This is a genomic window from Leifsonia sp. TF02-11 (assembly GCF_017565305.1).
In the GTDB taxonomy this organism is placed as follows: Bacteria; Actinomycetota; Actinomycetes; order Actinomycetales; family Microbacteriaceae; genus Leifsonia.
This window is the reverse complement of sequence record NZ_JAGEKP010000003.1, coordinates 382,087-396,284: the sequence shown is the minus strand read 5'-3', so window position 1 is coordinate 396,284 and position 14,198 is coordinate 382,087. Positions and strand designations below refer to the sequence as shown.

The 14,198-nt window shown below is 70.8% G+C and carries 19 protein-coding genes; 10 read left to right on the top strand and 9 right to left on the bottom strand.

Annotation, left to right across the window (positions count from 1 at the left end):
- The first annotated feature begins 18 nt into the window (after positions 1 to 18).
- A complete protein-coding gene (locus tag JNB50_RS04205) occupies positions 19 to 948 on the top strand; it encodes a 5'-3' exonuclease (protein WP_208039169.1) in 930 nt (309 codons plus the stop codon).
- Positions 949 to 979: 31 nt separating this feature from the next.
- Here the strand turns inward: JNB50_RS04205 and JNB50_RS04200 are convergent, their stop codons facing one another.
- On the bottom strand, positions 980 to 2,185 hold the full coding sequence (locus JNB50_RS04200) for a GDSL-type esterase/lipase family protein (protein ID WP_208038831.1): 1,206 nt from the start codon (positions 2,183 to 2,185) through the stop codon (positions 980 to 982).
- A gap of 99 nt (positions 2,186 to 2,284) precedes the next feature.
- Positions 2,285 to 3,214: an aldo/keto reductase family oxidoreductase gene (locus tag JNB50_RS04195; RefSeq protein ID WP_208038830.1), complete on the bottom strand. Its 930-nt coding sequence runs from the start codon at positions 3,212 to 3,214 to the stop codon at positions 2,285 to 2,287.
- 99 nt (positions 3,215 to 3,313) lie between these two features.
- On the opposite strand from JNB50_RS04195, the gene JNB50_RS04190 reads away from it, so the two are divergent.
- Positions 3,314 to 3,634 carry a TetR family transcriptional regulator gene (locus JNB50_RS04190; RefSeq protein WP_208038829.1) on the top strand — a complete coding sequence of 107 codons (321 nt, stop codon included), beginning with the start codon at positions 3,314 to 3,316 and terminating at the stop codon, positions 3,632 to 3,634.
- Positions 3,627 to 4,157, top strand: coding sequence for a hypothetical protein (locus JNB50_RS04185; protein WP_243767950.1), 531 nt, complete (start codon positions 3,627 to 3,629; stop codon positions 4,155 to 4,157). The genes JNB50_RS04190 and JNB50_RS04185 overlap by 8 nt, the downstream gene beginning before the upstream one ends.
- 16 nt (positions 4,158 to 4,173) lie before the next feature.
- Here the strand turns inward: JNB50_RS04185 and JNB50_RS04180 are convergent, their stop codons facing one another.
- The gene (locus tag JNB50_RS04180; protein WP_208038828.1) at positions 4,174 to 4,443 is read right to left on the bottom strand and encodes a hypothetical protein; all 270 of its coding nucleotides are present in this window, start codon (positions 4,441 to 4,443) and stop codon (positions 4,174 to 4,176) included.
- Between the two features lie 71 nt (positions 4,444 to 4,514).
- Between JNB50_RS04180 and JNB50_RS04175 the strand changes: the two genes are divergently transcribed.
- A complete protein-coding gene (locus tag JNB50_RS04175; protein ID WP_307794591.1) occupies positions 4,515 to 5,174 on the top strand; it encodes a TOPRIM nucleotidyl transferase/hydrolase domain-containing protein in 660 nt (219 codons plus the stop codon).
- A 4-nt stretch (positions 5,175 to 5,178) separates the two neighbouring features.
- Positions 5,179 to 5,706, top strand: a complete 528-nt coding sequence (locus tag JNB50_RS04170; protein WP_208038827.1) for a tetratricopeptide repeat protein — start codon at positions 5,179 to 5,181, stop codon at positions 5,704 to 5,706.
- Here the strand turns inward: JNB50_RS04170 and JNB50_RS04165 are convergent.
- The 4 genes from JNB50_RS04165 to JNB50_RS04150 form a co-directional block, all read right to left on the bottom strand.
- Positions 5,703 to 6,623, bottom strand: a complete 921-nt coding sequence (locus tag JNB50_RS04165; protein ID WP_208038826.1) for an AEC family transporter — start codon at positions 6,621 to 6,623, stop codon at positions 5,703 to 5,705. The genes JNB50_RS04170 and JNB50_RS04165 overlap by 4 nt on opposite strands.
- A gap of 76 nt (positions 6,624 to 6,699) precedes the next feature.
- Positions 6,700 to 7,137, bottom strand: a complete 438-nt coding sequence (locus JNB50_RS04160; RefSeq protein ID WP_208038825.1) for a VanZ family protein — start codon at positions 7,135 to 7,137, stop codon at positions 6,700 to 6,702.
- Positions 7,138 to 7,543: 406 nt separating this feature from the next.
- Complete coding sequence (locus JNB50_RS04155) at positions 7,544 to 8,377, bottom strand: TspO/MBR family protein (protein WP_208038824.1); 834 nt, start codon at positions 8,375 to 8,377, stop codon at positions 7,544 to 7,546.
- A gap of 53 nt (positions 8,378 to 8,430) precedes the next feature.
- The gene (locus tag JNB50_RS04150) at positions 8,431 to 9,207 is read right to left on the bottom strand and encodes a putative protein N(5)-glutamine methyltransferase (RefSeq protein ID WP_208038823.1); all 777 of its coding nucleotides are present in this window, start codon (positions 9,205 to 9,207) and stop codon (positions 8,431 to 8,433) included.
- A 127-nt stretch (positions 9,208 to 9,334) separates the two neighbouring features.
- Between JNB50_RS04150 and JNB50_RS04145 the strand changes: the two genes are divergently transcribed.
- The 5 genes from JNB50_RS04145 (at position 9,335) to JNB50_RS04125 (ending at position 12,752) form a co-directional block, all read left to right on the top strand.
- The gene (locus tag JNB50_RS04145; protein WP_208038822.1) at positions 9,335 to 9,673 is read left to right on the top strand and encodes a hypothetical protein; all 339 of its coding nucleotides are present in this window, start codon (positions 9,335 to 9,337) and stop codon (positions 9,671 to 9,673) included.
- Between the two features lie 87 nt (positions 9,674 to 9,760).
- Positions 9,761 to 10,033, top strand: a complete 273-nt coding sequence (locus JNB50_RS04140; protein ID WP_208038821.1) for a hypothetical protein — start codon at positions 9,761 to 9,763, stop codon at positions 10,031 to 10,033.
- Between the two features lie 150 nt (positions 10,034 to 10,183).
- Entirely contained in the window at positions 10,184 to 10,948 is a 765-nt protein-coding gene (locus tag JNB50_RS24910) for a hypothetical protein (RefSeq protein WP_243767949.1), read from the top strand.
- Between the two features lie 654 nt (positions 10,949 to 11,602).
- Complete coding sequence (locus JNB50_RS04130) at positions 11,603 to 11,866, top strand: Rho termination factor N-terminal domain-containing protein (protein ID WP_208038820.1); 264 nt, start codon at positions 11,603 to 11,605, stop codon at positions 11,864 to 11,866.
- A 37-nt stretch (positions 11,867 to 11,903) separates the two neighbouring features.
- A complete protein-coding gene (locus JNB50_RS04125) occupies positions 11,904 to 12,752 on the top strand; it encodes a hypothetical protein (protein WP_208038819.1) in 849 nt (282 codons plus the stop codon).
- A 154-nt stretch (positions 12,753 to 12,906) separates the two neighbouring features.
- On the opposite strand, the gene JNB50_RS04120 is transcribed toward JNB50_RS04125, so the two are convergent.
- Both JNB50_RS04120 and JNB50_RS04115 read right to left on the bottom strand, forming a co-directional pair.
- Positions 12,907 to 13,221 (bottom strand): hypothetical protein, encoded by a 315-nt coding sequence (locus JNB50_RS04120; RefSeq protein ID WP_208038818.1) that lies wholly within the window; start codon positions 13,219 to 13,221, stop codon positions 12,907 to 12,909.
- Between the two features lie 82 nt (positions 13,222 to 13,303).
- Positions 13,304 to 14,062, bottom strand: coding sequence for an alpha/beta fold hydrolase (locus JNB50_RS04115; RefSeq protein ID WP_208038817.1), 759 nt, complete (start codon positions 14,060 to 14,062; stop codon positions 13,304 to 13,306).
- Positions 14,063 to 14,198 lie beyond the last annotated feature (136 nt).

The following is a 14,198-nucleotide window of genomic DNA, read 5'->3' as shown; positions in this document are numbered from 1 at the left end:
GCTGTGACCGGGCGAACGATGCTCCTCGACAGTGCCTCCCTCTACTTCCGCGGCTTCTATGGCGTGCCGGACACGGTGCGCGCACCGGACGGCACGCCCGTCAACGCGGTGCGCGGGCTGCTCGACATCATCGCGAAGCTGGTGAGCGAGTACGGCCCGGAGTCGCTCGTCGCGTGCTGGGACGACGACTGGCGCCCGCGCTGGCGCGTCGACCTCATCCCGAGCTACAAGGCACACCGCGTCGCCCAGGAGGTGCCGGGCGGTGTGGACGTCGAGGAGGTTCCGGCCGAGCTGGTGGTGCAGGTGCCGATCATCCGCGAGGTGCTCGACGCGCTCGGAATCCCGATCGTGGGCGCGGCGGAGGCCGAGGCCGACGACGTGATCGGCACGCTCGCGACCGGTGCGTCCGGGCCGGTGGACGTGGTGACCGGCGACCGGGACCTGTTCCAGCTGGTGGACGACGAGGCCGACGTGCGTGTGGTCTACACGGCACGCGGGATGAGCAACCTGGAGGTGCTGACCGACGCGGTCGTCGTGGCGAAGTACGGCATCCACGCGCGCCAGTATGCGGACTTCGCTGTGCTGCGCGGCGACACATCCGACGGGCTGCCCGGAGTGGCCGGCGTCGGCGAGAAGACCGCGATGACGCTGCTCACCGAGTACGGCGACCTCACCGGGATCGAGGCGGCCGCCGTCGACCCGGCCTCAGCGATGAAGCCGGCGCTGCGCGCACGGTTCGCCGCGGCTGTGGACTACCTCGCCGTGGCGCCGAAGGTCGTGGAGGTGGTGCGCGACCTCCCGATCGCACCGGTGGATGCCCGGCTGCGCGTTCCGACCGCCGAGCAGCGCGCGACGCTCGACGCCCTCGCCGAGCGCTGGGCGCTCGGCGGCTCCCTCGACCGCGCGCTCGCGGCGCTCGGCGCCGCCGCCGGCGCGGCCGACGCCTGACCGAGGCGCATTCGCGCCGCCTCGCGGCGCGCTAGGAGGCGTCCGGGTCCCAGCGCCAGAGCTCGCGCTGGGCGAGCAGGGCCAGCTCGCGGAGCACGTCGAGATCGCCCTCCGACTCGGAGGGGCGCCTGGGCGTGCGGCCGAAGACGCACATCGCGCCGATCCGCGTTCCGTCCGGCGCCTCCACCGGGTAGCCGGCGTAGAAGCGCAGGTGTGCGGGTCCCGTCACGAGCTCGCTCGACGCGAAGCGCTCATCGTGCTCGGCGTCGGGCACCACCATCCCGTCCGGCGCCTCGATCGTGTAGAGGCACGCCGACTGCTCGATCGGGATCTCGGTGAGCGATGCTCCGACCGCGGCCAGCGGCCACTCTGTGCTTTCGTCGAGCACGGTGAACATCGCGATCTCGGCGCCGAGCGTGCGTTGGGCGGTTCCGACCAGCCCGGTCAACCTCCCGTCGCGTTTGTGCTCGGCGAGACGCAGTCGCGCTATCGCGGCCACGCGATCCTCGGGCTGGGAGGCGTGGTGCCCGTCCTCGATCCCGTGACCGATGAGCGCAGGAGCCAGCGAGTCGGCGATCCGCCGTGCCCAGAAGAGATAGCCGGCCGGGCCGCGGTGGCGACCGCCTTCCTCCTGCGGAGACGCCGGAAGCGGGACGAAAGTCGCTCCCGCATCGCCGCAGGCACGGGCGGCAGCGACGTTGAGGCGCTCGGCATGCGCCTGCAGGAGGTCGCGGAACTCGTCGTCGTAGGGCGGCAGCGAGCGGATCGGCTGCACACCCAGCCACGCGACGACGGGCACGCCGCTCGCCCTGACCTCCTCGATCAGCGCCTCGACCCGCCCACCCCAGCGTGTCGGCTCCACCATCCGCACCGCATCGGCGACCCCCGCGCTGAGGATGACGACGTCGTAGCGGCCCACCTCGGCCGAGCGCGCCAGTCGGGCGAGCCTGCGCACGCCCGCCGACGGGTCGGCGACCACGTCGACGACGACGCCGCGGCCGGTCGTCGCCGCGAGCGCACGGGCGACCGCGCCGGGCAGGGCCAGGTCGTGGCTGCCGACACCCCAGCCCACCACCGGGCCGGAGCCCGCCAGCAGTACGCGCAGGCTCGCCCGGCCGGCCACGAACGCCTGCGGCGAGTCGGCCGGGCGCACCAGTCCTTGGCGCACGCCGCCGACGCGCAGCAGTCTCACGCGCGCGACCCATCGTCGCGGTGCGCTCAGCCCGTCGTCGTCCACGCGTTCGAACGTATCCCGGTCGGCGGCACGCAGGGAGCACCCCGCCGGGAGAGCACGGACATACCGACAGGTACGTTCACGCCGCCGGCGGCGCGGCCGTCAGGGGAGGATGTGCCCGGCGAGCCGGAACAGCCGGTACCACTCCTCGCGGGTGAGCGGAACGTCCGAACCGGCAGCGGCCTCCTGCACACGTCCCGGGTTCGTGGTGCCGAGGACGACCTGCATGTTCGCGGGATGGCGGGTGATCCACGCGGTCGCGATGCCCGTCGGGGTGATCCCGTAGCGCGAGGCGAGCTCGTCGATCGCGTCGTTGAGCTCGGCGTAGTTCTCGCGGTCGCCGAGGAACACGCCGTCGAAGAACCCCTTCTGGTAGGGCGACCAGGCCTGCAGCGTGATGTCGTGCAGGCGCGCGTAGTCGAGGATGCCGTTGTCGCGGTCGATCGACTGGTCGAGGGCGACCATGTTGGCGGCGATGCCCTGCGCGATGATCGGCGAGTGGGTGATGCTCAGCTGCACCTGGTTGATGCCGAGCGGTTGCTTCACCCAGCGGCGCAGCAGCTCGATCTGGCCCGGCGTCTGGTTCGAGACGCCGAAGGCGCGCACCTTGCCAGAGGCCTCCAGCTCGTCGAACGCGGCGGCGACCTCCTCTGGCTCGACGAGGGTGTCGGGGCGGTGCAGCAGCAGGATGTCGAGGTAGTCGGTGCGCAGCGCGGCGAGCGACTCGTCGACCGTGGTGAGGATGTGCTCGCGCGAGAAGTCGAAGTAGCCGTCGCGGATGCCGACCTTGGACTGGATGATCACCTGGTCGCGCTGCGACGCGGGCACGGCGCCCGCGTCGCCGAACCGGGTCTCGCAGCCGTGCCGCTCGTCGCCGTAGATGTCGGCGTGGTCGAACATCGTGATGCCCGCGTCGCGCGCCGTGCCGACGAGCGTCCGGATCTCCTCGTCGCTCAGCGGGGTGATGCGCATGAGACCGAGGATGACGTTGGAGGCGGGGATCGGGACGTTCGGAAGCCTGAGCGTTTTCATGTGACTATCTAACCCCTCGTCAACCCCCTGGAAAGGTTCGACGATGAGACTAGCGTTCAGGTTCCGGGAGCGGGCCCGGCCGACGGTAGGAGGGGACCGATGACGATGACAGCAGCGGCGAGGACGGCGGTCGACGGCTTCCGGCAGGAGACGCAGCTCACGGCTCGGCCTCCGCGGAGCCCGGGGTTCGTGGTGCACGCGCTCGGCCGCGATTTCCACGTGAGCGACGAGATGGCGCGCATCTTCCTGCACCAGGTGGAGGTCGTGGCCGAGTCGGACTCGTCGGCCCTGGTGGTGCTGCGGCACGCGCACGGCGTCGAGCTGATCATGGTGACCGACGACACGTCGTTCTCGATCCGGGCGGCCACCCCGGCCGATCGGCGTGCCGCGCCGGAGCCGTATCCTCGGATGCGTGGATGATGAGCGCGCCGACGCGGATGCCGTAGCCGGCATCCGGAGCGCTCTCGACGATGCGGTGCGACGTCTCACGGAGGCGGGCGCGCGCGACGAGGCGCTCGCGGTGCTCGTGCCGCGGCGGCGCACGCTCGGCATCCCGCGCGAACCGGTGCTGAAGCCGGTGGGCCGGGTCTGGAGGCTCGGCGTGCTGCTGCTCGGAGCGGACGGCACGCTCTACGCGACGGGGCACCTCGTGCGGGCGACGCCTCCGGGTCGCGCGCAGTTCGTGTCGGTCTCGGCGGAGACCCGTCGCGCCTATCGCGCAGCCGCCGAACGCGGCCACTTCCGTGACGGCGAGACGGTCGACTTCGACGCTCCTCCCATCTCCCTGACGGCGGAGGCGTTGCGTGCCGCACCCGGGCCGCTGCTCCTGCGGGAGGGGCGGCCGCTCGTCCGCTGGAGCGCATCCTCCGATCAGACGGTCGACTTCCACGCCTATCTGGCCGAACGGGTCGAACTGCTTGCGCACCCGCCGGCGGGCGCCTGAGGAACCGCGCGGAGCGTCAGGCTTCGGTCGGCGCGGTCCCCGCGTTCTTCCCGGTGACCTCGTCGAGCTTGTCGGACGCCTTGCCGACAGCCTCCGACACCTTGTCTCCCAGGTCGGATGCGGCGCGGCCCGCGAGGTCGCGGACATCGCCTTTCACTTTCTGCACAGGGTCGGAGTCGGAGAACCCCTGCCACTTGTTCCGGATGTTCTCGTAGGCGCCACGGCCCGCGCGCGATCCGATCACGAACCCGACGGCGACTCCCGCGACGAAGATGATGAGCTTCATGCGCAGCACCGTACGCGCGCGGTCCCGATGGCGACAGGGGGCAGAACGGGCTACGGGGGCAGAATGGGCCCGTGACACGACCGATGACGCGCGAGGGCGACGCCGTGACCGCCTTCGAGCGCGCTGTCGCCGCGATGACGGCCCGGCGCGAACGGCGGGAGAGCACCGTTATCGGCGACCTCCCGGACGCGGTGACCGGCGTCGTGCTCGTGGAGGGCGCGAGCGACCGCGCCGCGCTCCACGCCGCCGCCGACCTCCTCGGCGTCGATCCGGCGGCGGAGGGTGTCGCGATCCTCCCGATGGGCGGCGCGATGAGTGTGCGGCGTTTCGTCGATGCGCTGGCGCCGTCCGGGGTGCGCCTTCACGGCCTGTGCGACGAGGGCGAGGCCGACTTCTTCCGGCGCGCAGGGTTGTCAGTCGACGCGATCTCCGTGTGTCGTCCCGACCTCGAGGGCGAACTGCTGATCGCCCTCGGGGACGCGCGCGCGGAAGCCGTGCTCGCACGGCGAGGTGACCTCGGCCTGTTCCGCACCTTCCAGCGCCAGCCGGCGCAGCGTGCGCGGGAGGTGACGGCCCAGCTGCACCGCTTCTTCGGCACGACCTCGGGTCGCAAGGAGCTGTACGGGCGCCTGCTCACCGCCGAGCTCGCGGCGCACGAGCTCCCTGTTCCGGTCCGCGAGGCGCTCACCGCTCTCCTCGGCGATCCCTCGGCGCGAGCGCGCCTAGGGTGAGGGGATGGCCTCCACTCCCCGCGAACTGCTCGACCGCCTCGCTCTGATCTTCGCGGCGCGAGACCGAGAGAACATGGCGCCGACCGTCGCGGCCTTCCTCGAGGTGCTCGCCGAGCATCCCGACGACCCGCACGTGCTGTATGAGGTCGGCGGCTCGTACGACACCGCGGGCGAGGAGCAGACCGCCGCCGGATTCTACGAACGCGCGCTCGCGGCCGGCCTCGACGGCGACACCCTGCGCCGATGCCTGCTGCAGTACGGCAGCACGCTGCGCAACCTCGCCCGGTTCGACGAGTCGTTGACCGTACTCGACCGCGCCCGGACGGAGTTCCCCGACTCGGAGTCGGTGCAGGTCTGGCACGCGCTCTCGCTGCACGCGGCCGGACGCAGCGACGCGGCCGTCGCCGAGTTGATGGACTTGGCCGCCGACCGCATCCGCACTCCCGACCTGCTGCGCTACGAGGCGGCGGTTCGCGGCAACGCCGAGTACCTCCGCTCACTCGACCGCGCCGAGCTCCCCCGGGCCCGCTAGGCGAGGAGGGCGGCTATGACGAGGAGCGCCGGCACGGCGAAGAGGGTGGTCAGCAGCACGATGTCGCGCGCGACCGGTACACCGCGCTCGTAGCGCGCCGCGAAGTTGTAGACGTTCTGAGCGGTCGGCAGCGCGGCGAGCGCGACCGCTGCGAACAGCGCGTGACCCTCCAGCCCGAAGGCGAATCGGGCCGCCAGGTAGGCAATCAGCGGCATACCCACCGCCTTCAACGCGACAGCCGAGACGATCTCGATCCTCCCGTTGCCGGCCTGCAGCGGGCGCGATCCGTGCAACGACATCCCGAAGGCCATCAGCACGAGCGGCACCGCAGCGCCGCCGATCAGCTCGAACGGCTGGTAGAGGGCGTCCGGCAGGTGGAGGCCCGAGACGTCGACGAGGATGCCGAGCACCGAAGCGATGATCATCGGGTTGCGTACCGGCTGGGTGACGATCGACCACACGGAGACCGCGCCGCGACTGGTCACATCGAGCACGGTGAGCGCGATCGGGGCGAACACGATCAGCTGCAGCAGCAGGACGGGCGCCACGAACGACGCGCTGCCGAGCACGTAGACGGCGACCGGGATACCGATGTTGTTCGCGTTGACGTAGCCGGCGCCCAGCGCGCCGATCGTCGTCTCCGGCGCCGGCCGCCGGAAGAACAGCCGGGAGAGCACCAGGAACAGGCCGGCCGTGACGACCGCGGCGATCGCCGCGACCAGCAGTTGCGTCGAGAAGACCACCCTGAGGTCCGCGTGCGCGAGCGTCACGAACAGCAGCGCGGGGTTGGTGATGAAGAACGCGATGCGATTGAGGACGAAGGGCGCAGACGGACCGCCGACACCGAACCGCCCCGCGATGTAGCCGACCAGGATGACGAAGGCGATGATCGCGAACCCGGTCAGCACGCCAGCCATCGCTGCACGGTCTCCTCTCGCCGTTCCCCGCCGTCGTGTCGGGGCCCAGTCGATCGTGTCACGAACGGCGGACGTGTCAAGAACGTGCGCGCCGCGCGCGCCGAACCAGCACGAGCACGCCGATCCCGCAGCCGATGAGCGCTCCGAGCGTGTTGGCGATCACGTCGTTCACCGTCCCGAACCGATGCGGGAGGAGGAAATGCTGGGCGAGTTCGATGGTGAGGCTGCAGAGGAGGCCGCTGACCGGCGCGATCCACCAGCGCCTCAGCCCGACGATGAGCACCACCAGGATCGCCGGCAGGACGAAGAACGCCACGTTCGCGGTGAACTCGACCACGTTGTACGCGTCGTTCGGGGCGACCCCCACCCCGCGCATCGTCCCGAGGATGCGGAAGAGCGCCGGACCGATGGGCCGGTCGACCGGAGTCGGCCAGAAGGCGATGACGGCGACGAAGACCGCATATGCGCCGAGTGCGATGATCGCAGCGGTCCGGGTCCGTCGGTCGAGAGGCATTGGCACAGCCTACGTCGCGACCATGCGGGAATCCTGTGTGCCAGATCTCAGGTCCCTCATGCCGCGAGTGGACCCATGATGATCCGGTGTCGCTCGAAGCCGCCCTGAACGCCGCCGCGCTCGCCCTCTCCGCGGGCGCGGTCGCGATCGTTCTCCTCGCCGTGCCGTTCGTCGTCGTCAGCTATCGCCGGCGCGGCGGGCTCACCTTCTGGCGCACGACGGGCTGGATCGCGACCATCGTCTACGCGTTCGCGATCTGGACCTACACGATCCTGCCCCTCCCCGGGCCCGGCGACGCATGGCGCGTCGGCGTTGCTTTTCACGCCGTCGCGACGCAGCCTCGCCCAGCTCTCGTCGGATCTCCGGCTCGCCGACGCGCGAGTGACCGTGACAGCGCCCGCCTCGGTCAGCCGCGCTGCAGCCGACCCCCGCGAGCCACGCGCACGGCGACCGTGACCAGCACGATCAGGATTCCGGCCGCCAGCGCGGACGCCGCCACGACGTCCTCCTGGAGGCCGTCCTGCGCGCGGGCGACCGCGATCCAGACGAGACCCCAGGCCGCCGCGAAGGCGGGCGTGAGCCTGCCGCGGTCCCAGAACGCCAGGGCGCATCCGATCACGGCCACCACGATGAGCAGCGCGACCGCCCAGAGCGAGGGGCTCACCCCGAATCCCGCGAAACCGGCCGCCCGCAGCCACGCGGCGATGTTCGCGACGGTCGCCACGATGACCCAGCCGAGGAAGAGACCGACGGTTCCGTCGAGCAGGACGGCGTCCGCCGTCGACTCCCCCGGGTCGTGGCGGAGTCGTGAGAAGGTCACGACGAGCGCGGCCAGGAGCAGCACGATGACGGCGACGCTCAACGCCAGCAGTCCGGCCTGCGCGCAGAGGATCCACACGGCGTTGAGCAGCAGCGAGCCGACCAGCCAGTACCCGGCCGCGCGCTGCCTGCGCCGTGCGGCCTGCGACGGGAGGGCCTGCCAGACGGCGTAGCCGGCGAGACCCGCGTAGATCACCGACCAGATGGCGAACGCCGGGCCGGCCGGCGCCACGAGGGTCGCATCCGGCGCGAACGCCCCGCCCGCCACCTGCGAGATCGGTCGCCCGCCTGCTGCTCCCGATCCGTACAGGGCGCCGGCGAGCGCGAGGACGGTCGCGACGATCACTCCGCTTTGCCGCACGCGGTCGGCGGCGGTCGGACGTGTCGATCCGAGCGGCAGCCTTCGGGCCAGGCTGGTCATGCCGGACACGGTACCCCTGTCACGCCCGCGCAGCCATCCGCGCCGCGGCGGTCTCAGCGGGTGAGCGTCGCGAGCACGATCGTGGCGTCGAGGTCCTCGTCCTCGACCACCCGAGCGGAGAAGCCCGCGCCCTCGAAGAGCGCGACGCTGCGCGCCGACTGCTCGCGGCTCGTCTCGATGACGACGGAACCGTCCGGCGCGAGCCAATCCGGCGACTCCGCGGCGATGCGACGGTGGAGGTCGAGGCCGTCCGCGCCGCCGTCCAGCGCCACGGCCGGCTCATAGAGGCGGGCCTCAGGGGGCATCAGCGCGATCGCCTCCGTCGGGACATACGGAGCGTTGACGGCGATGACCGAGATCGCCCCGCGCAGCGACCCGGGCAGCGCGGCGAACAGGTCGCCTTCGAAGACCCGCTCCGGCGGGAGGTTCACCCGAGCGGCGCGCACGGCGGCCGGATCGACATCGGCGGCGTAGACGACAGCCCCTGGGACGCGTGCGGCGACGACGGCGCCGATCGCGCCGGCACCGCAGCAGAGATCGAGGACCACCTCTCCCGACCGCGCGAGCGCTGCAGCCGTCGCCGCGAGCAGCTCGGTGCGGCGCCGCGGGACGAACACCCCGGCGTCGACGTGGACGCGCAGGCCGCCGAACTCGGCGAACCCGAGCAGCGGCTCGAGCGGCTCCCCGCCGACGCGGCGTTCGACGAGCGACTCGAGTTCCTCCGACGAGGCCGCAGCCTCCACGAGCAAGGCGGCCTCCTCCTCCGCGAAGACACAGCCTGCCGCGCGCAGCCGTGCCACGATCGCCTCGTTCTCGACGTCTGCACTCACTGCCTCATGTTAAAGGCACGCCAGTCGCGAGGCGGACGACGACGGTCACGCAATCCCCGAAACCGTGGATGCGCAATCCCCTCCCCGGCCCCTTGACCACCCGGTGTTCGGCTCGTACGAATGGGTCATGAAAAGGATCCACTACGCAAGCGGCTCGTTGCTGACCGGCGACGCGATCGCGGACGCCGTGGTGCGATTCGCGGCCACGCTCGCAAGGAACGCCGCGGCCGCGGAGGTCCGCGCGCCGGCGATCCTGGACAACGGCGAGGTCGGCGAGACCCTTCTGCTGCTCGGCCCGGCCAGTCAGATCCTGGCGGAGACCGAGACGTTCGAGGGCGCGGAGCTGCGCTCCGACGACTTCGTCGCCGATCTCGACAAGCGCATGGGGGCTTTCGGCCCGCAGCGAGCCACCTTCGTGCACCAGGGCACGGACGACCTCGACGGGCTCGATTTCGACTTGATGTGAGAATCCCTTCCGATACACCTGTGCACTGGCGCAACCCGGTGGGCCGCGTACTATTCGGCGGGAGGGCACGATTCCGGGGAGTTGAGCATGCAGGTGTTCCACGTCTACATCGACGAGTTGCGCTTCACGTTCGTCGATCGCGAGCCTGTCGACGAGCTCAAACGGCGCATCATCGAAGCGAGCAGAAGCGCGGGCGACTTCGTGTCGATCACGCAGTCGAGCCGGCCGCCGACCGAGGTCTTCGTGACCAGCCAGACCCGCGTGCGCATCGAGACGGCCAGCATCCCCCGCGAACCGGTCGCGGCGAGCGAGCACGAGGAGGACGACTCGTTCTGGTTCGACTTCGACTCCCTGAGTTGATCGCGCGGGTTGACCGGCGGCGACCTGCGCCGTGCGGAAGGGCCGGCGGTCGAACCGCTGGGCCACGCGTGACCCGCTCCAGCCGAGCGATCCTCACGCCGCGCGCGCCAGAGTATAGCCTGACCAGAGCGATTCCAGTATCGTCGCGGCATGAGCATTCCTGAGGACGAGAACACGCCGCGGCCCGCAGAGGGCGCCGACCAGAACGGCGCCGTCCCGCCGGCTTCCGAGCCCGCGGCGCCCGCAGAGCCGCCCGCGGCGCCCGCTGAGCCCGCAGAGCCGACCGCCGCGGCCGCACCTCCCGCATCACCGGTCAGCGACGCACCGCCCGCGCCGCCCGTCACGCCAGAGCCCGCTGCACCTGCCGCCGCTGCCGGCGGCTACCCGGCCGCTCCTCCGCCGCCTCCCGGGGCATTCCCGGCGTACGCCGCTGCCCCAGCGGCGCCCGTCGAGCGACCGACCAGCATCCCGACGACCGTGAACACAGCGTTCTGGCTGTACATCGCGAGCGCCCTGCTGAGCGTGATCAGCGGCATCATCACCATCAGCCTGGTCGGGGGAGACCACGCGGCCATCGTTCGGCAGCTCCAGAACTCGAACGCCGATCTGCACGGCCAGAACATCGACACTCTGGCCAATGCGGCAGTCGGCGTCGCCATCGGCGTCTCCGTGGTCACGCTGATCTTCTGGGCGGTCACCTTCGTGCTGTTCGCGTTCCTCATGCGTCGCGGCGCGAACTGGGCGCGGATCGTCCTCACGGTCCTGACCGCGCTGTCGCTGATCAACATCCCGAACGGCTTCGGTACAGCTGGTCTGCAGGTCGTCCTCTCGATCGTCGCGGTCATCCTCATCTGGCTGCGCCCGTCGAGCGCGTGGTTCGCCGCGATCAAGGCGTCGAAGGCGCCGCGCGCGTAGCACTCACTGTCTCAGGAGGACCCGTGGCCGCCCGGCCGCGGGTCCTTCTGCTTGTGCGCACCCGGTGACCCACACGCTCGAGGCGGAGGCCCGCTGTGATGCCGCGGGCGCACATCCGTGACGCTGTAATATATCCATGTCAGTAACCAGACGTGGACCCACCGAGTTCGGCTCGCTGGTGAGGTCCCTTTCCGGGGCAATCGGGTACGTGGCTCGTCAGGGACTACCGAAAATCGCTGCTTGTCGAGGATGAAAGGCATCAGGTGACTGAGTCGCACGACCTGCCCCGTTGGATGAGGTGGATGTTCGGCTCGTCGCGGCTTTGGACCGGATTCGCTTGGCTTGGTCTCGCAGCGTGCGTCACCGTCTTCGGCATCACCGCTCACAACAGCGCTTCGTACGTTTTTGCTGGGATGGCCTACCTGTGTGGTGTGATCCTCATCGCCATCGCCAGTCACGACAAGAAGTACAGGGTCGGGCGATACCGAAGCCTCGATGGAGCATAGGTAAGCAACGCTGCTGGGCGACGTTTTGCGTAGAGCCGCACTCGAGGTGCGCCGGGCGTCCACGGAAGGTGCGTCGAAGGCGCCGCACCCGGTGACCGCACGCGGATCGAGGGGTACCGTCCGCGCTGTACGACGGAAGGAGCGCATCATGCCCGGACGGGAGTCGTCGCTGAAGGACCAGGAGCTGTACGAGAAGCTCCGCGACGAAGGCAACTCGAAGGAGAAGGCGGCACGCATCTCGAATGCGGCGGCCGCCCGTGGACGCAAGGCGGTCGGCCGCAAGGGCGGCGAGTCCGGATCGTACGACGATTGGACCGTGCCAGAGCTCAAGAAGCGCGCGAAGGAGCTCGGGCTGAGCGGGTATTCGAAGAAGAACAAGGCGGAGCTCGTCACGGAGCTCCGCAACCACTGACCGCGACCGGGCGGCGCGCAGCGCGTACACTCGCGCCATGGACCTGCGCGACGTGGCCGCGGACCTGTACGGGGTCCCTCCCGCGGACTTCGTCGCCGCGCGGGCGGCCGCGGCCGCGGGTGCCGACGGCGGACTCCGCGCCGACATCAAGGCGCTGCGCAAGCCGACAGCGTCGGCGGCGGCGGTGAACGCGCTGACGCGCAGAGACCCCGCGTTGATCGACCGCATCCTCGCGCTCGGCGACCGGATGCGCGATGCGTTCGCCGCCCGCGACCGCGACGCGATCCGTGAGCTGACCCGCCAGCGTCAGCGGCTCCTCCAGACCGCGCTGCGCGACCTCGACGCGAGCCCGGCGGTGGGCAGGGAGGTCGAGGAGACGCTGCAGGCCGCCGTGATCGACCCGGCGGCGGCCGCAGCCGTGCGCAGCGGGATGCTCGTGCGAGCGCTCGAATCCACGGGCGTGGAGTCCGTGGATGTCTCCGAGGCGGTCGCCGTGCCGCTCGACGAGTCGGAGCTGGCCGCGAGACCGCGTCCCGCTGCCCCCGACGCGGAGGCCGAGACCGCATCGCCGTCGGAGGCGGCGCCGCACGAGTCCGCGAGCGAGCGCCGCGAACGCCAGCGCGTGGTGCGCGCGGCCGAACGGGCACTCGAACGGGCACGGTCGGACGCGGACGCCCTCGACGACGAGCTCGACGCGGAAGTCGACCGGCGCGCCGACCTGGAGGCGGAGCGGGCCTCCCTCGACCGCCGCCTGCAACGCACCGAGGCCGAACTGGCGGAGTCGAAGGCGGCGGAGCGGGCTCTGCGGAAGCGCATCCCCGAACTCCAGCGCGCCGTGCGCGAAGCGGAACGGGAGCTGGCTGAGGCCCGCGGGGACGCGCCGTGATCAGGTGATTCCGACCGGAGCGAACCTCAGATCCCGTTCGGGCGCTTGGCTCGGTCCAACAGCGTGCGTGACCGTGTTCGACGTCGCGGCCAACAAAGGCCGGTCGCTGGTCGGCGTTCCGCATCGAGAGCAACGCTCGAGGCAAAACGGTTGCCTACGGCAGGTGGTGCCCGACCTCGTCCTCCGCCATGACGACCATGCCGCCCGTGCGCTGCGACGTGTGCATGAGCGCTTCCAGCCACTGCGGGTTGATCGCCGGCGGCCGGCTTCCGGAGAACTGGAACGCGAGGGGGATCTCGCGGCTGATCCAGAGCGAAACGCGTCCGGAACCCTGGTCCACCGGCACGTCCCAATTGAGCAGGAAGCTCTCGTGGCGGCGCAGTTTGGCGACGATCGCGAGCTTGACGTGACTCAGCACGCGGTCGTCGAGGTCATATTCCTGACCCGCGCCGTAGAGGAGTTTTCCCATGTCCCCAATAGTGCCTTACGAGTGCCGCATCCGCGCATGCGAAGAAAGGGGATTGACACGGTTCTGAATGACCTATAAAGGTTCAGTCTTCGAGGAAAGCCAGCAAATACGGGAGGAACGAACGCAGCGCGCGGTCGTCGCCGGACGCCGCCAGCACCTCGCCGAGGTAGTCGCCGTGGACACCGGGGACGATCAGCAGTCGCGCGTCGGGAAGCAACGCGGCGAGCTCCACGAAATGCCCTGGGCGGATGACGTCGCGGTCCGCGCCGACGACGAGGGTCGGAGCGGCGACCGACGCGATCAGCTCGTCCGGGAAGTCGGCGAAGCCCAGCATCAGCCGCCGGTCGAGCTCGAACATCCGGCGCGCGTGCTCCGGGTCGTGGCTCACGGCGAGGTCGGCCTCGGCGTAGACCGCGGGGAGGTCTTCGAACCGCCCGGCCTCCAGGCCGTCCCAGAATCCGTCGACCATGGCCTCCCGACGCACCGGTGTCGAGGCGAGGACGAGCCGGCGCACCCGCTCGGGGTGGCGTGCCGCCAGCTGCAGCGCGACCTGACCGCCGTTGCTGAAGCCGAGCACGTCGACGGGCGCGAGGTGCAGTTCGTCGAGGACCGCAGCGACGTCGTCGGCCGACCCCTCGAACGACGGTTCGCGGTCGCCCGCCGGCGTGCGTCCGTGTCCCTGCAGCTCGACGGCGAGCAGCGAGCGGCTGCGCTCGAGCAGCGGGATCAGCATGCCCCAGTTCGACGGGATGGTAGAGCCGCCGCCATGGATCAGCAGCAGCGGCGGATAGGGCGAGTCCTCGTCGCCGTGCCATTCGCGATGCAGTCGGATGGACGTCACAGTGCCCGACGCTACACCCCGGCGACGGAGGTCCACGTCCGCTCGTGAACTTCTGCTGGCAATCCTGCAAAAGGTCTTCGATGCGCGCAGCGAAGTGGTTAGGCTAAAGGCGTTCGCGCGCATCGAATACCAGGCA

Bases quoted from the DNA above. Each gene is read 5' to 3' on its own strand.
- JNB50_RS04205 (WP_208039169.1), top strand. From the start codon at position 19: ATGCTCCTCGACAGTGCCTCCCTCTACTTCCGCGGCTTCTATGGCGTG.
- JNB50_RS04195 (WP_208038830.1), bottom strand. From the start codon at position 3,214: ATGAAAACGCTCAGGCTTCCGAACGTCCCGATCCCCGCCTCCAACGTC.
- JNB50_RS04190 (WP_208038829.1), top strand. From the start codon at position 3,314: ATGACGATGACAGCAGCGGCGAGGACGGCGGTCGACGGCTTCCGGCAG.
- JNB50_RS04180 (WP_208038828.1), bottom strand. From the start codon at position 4,443: ATGAAGCTCATCATCTTCGTCGCGGGAGTCGCCGTCGGGTTCGTGATC.
- JNB50_RS04170 (WP_208038827.1), top strand. From the start codon at position 5,179: ATGGCCTCCACTCCCCGCGAACTGCTCGACCGCCTCGCTCTGATCTTC.
- JNB50_RS04165 (WP_208038826.1), bottom strand. From the start codon at position 6,623: ATGGCTGGCGTGCTGACCGGGTTCGCGATCATCGCCTTCGTCATCCTG.
- JNB50_RS04160 (WP_208038825.1), bottom strand. From the start codon at position 7,137: ATGCCTCTCGACCGACGGACCCGGACCGCTGCGATCATCGCACTCGGC.
- JNB50_RS04155 (WP_208038824.1), bottom strand. From the start codon at position 8,377: ATGACCAGCCTGGCCCGAAGGCTGCCGCTCGGATCGACACGTCCGACC.
- JNB50_RS04145 (WP_208038822.1), top strand. From the start codon at position 9,335: ATGAAAAGGATCCACTACGCAAGCGGCTCGTTGCTGACCGGCGACGCG.
- JNB50_RS04140 (WP_208038821.1), top strand. From the start codon at position 9,761: ATGCAGGTGTTCCACGTCTACATCGACGAGTTGCGCTTCACGTTCGTC.
- JNB50_RS24910 (WP_243767949.1), top strand. From the start codon at position 10,184: ATGAGCATTCCTGAGGACGAGAACACGCCGCGGCCCGCAGAGGGCGCC.
- JNB50_RS04130 (WP_208038820.1), top strand. From the start codon at position 11,603: ATGCCCGGACGGGAGTCGTCGCTGAAGGACCAGGAGCTGTACGAGAAG.
- JNB50_RS04125 (WP_208038819.1), top strand. From the start codon at position 11,904: ATGGACCTGCGCGACGTGGCCGCGGACCTGTACGGGGTCCCTCCCGCG.
- JNB50_RS04120 (WP_208038818.1), bottom strand. From the start codon at position 13,221: ATGGGAAAACTCCTCTACGGCGCGGGTCAGGAATATGACCTCGACGAC.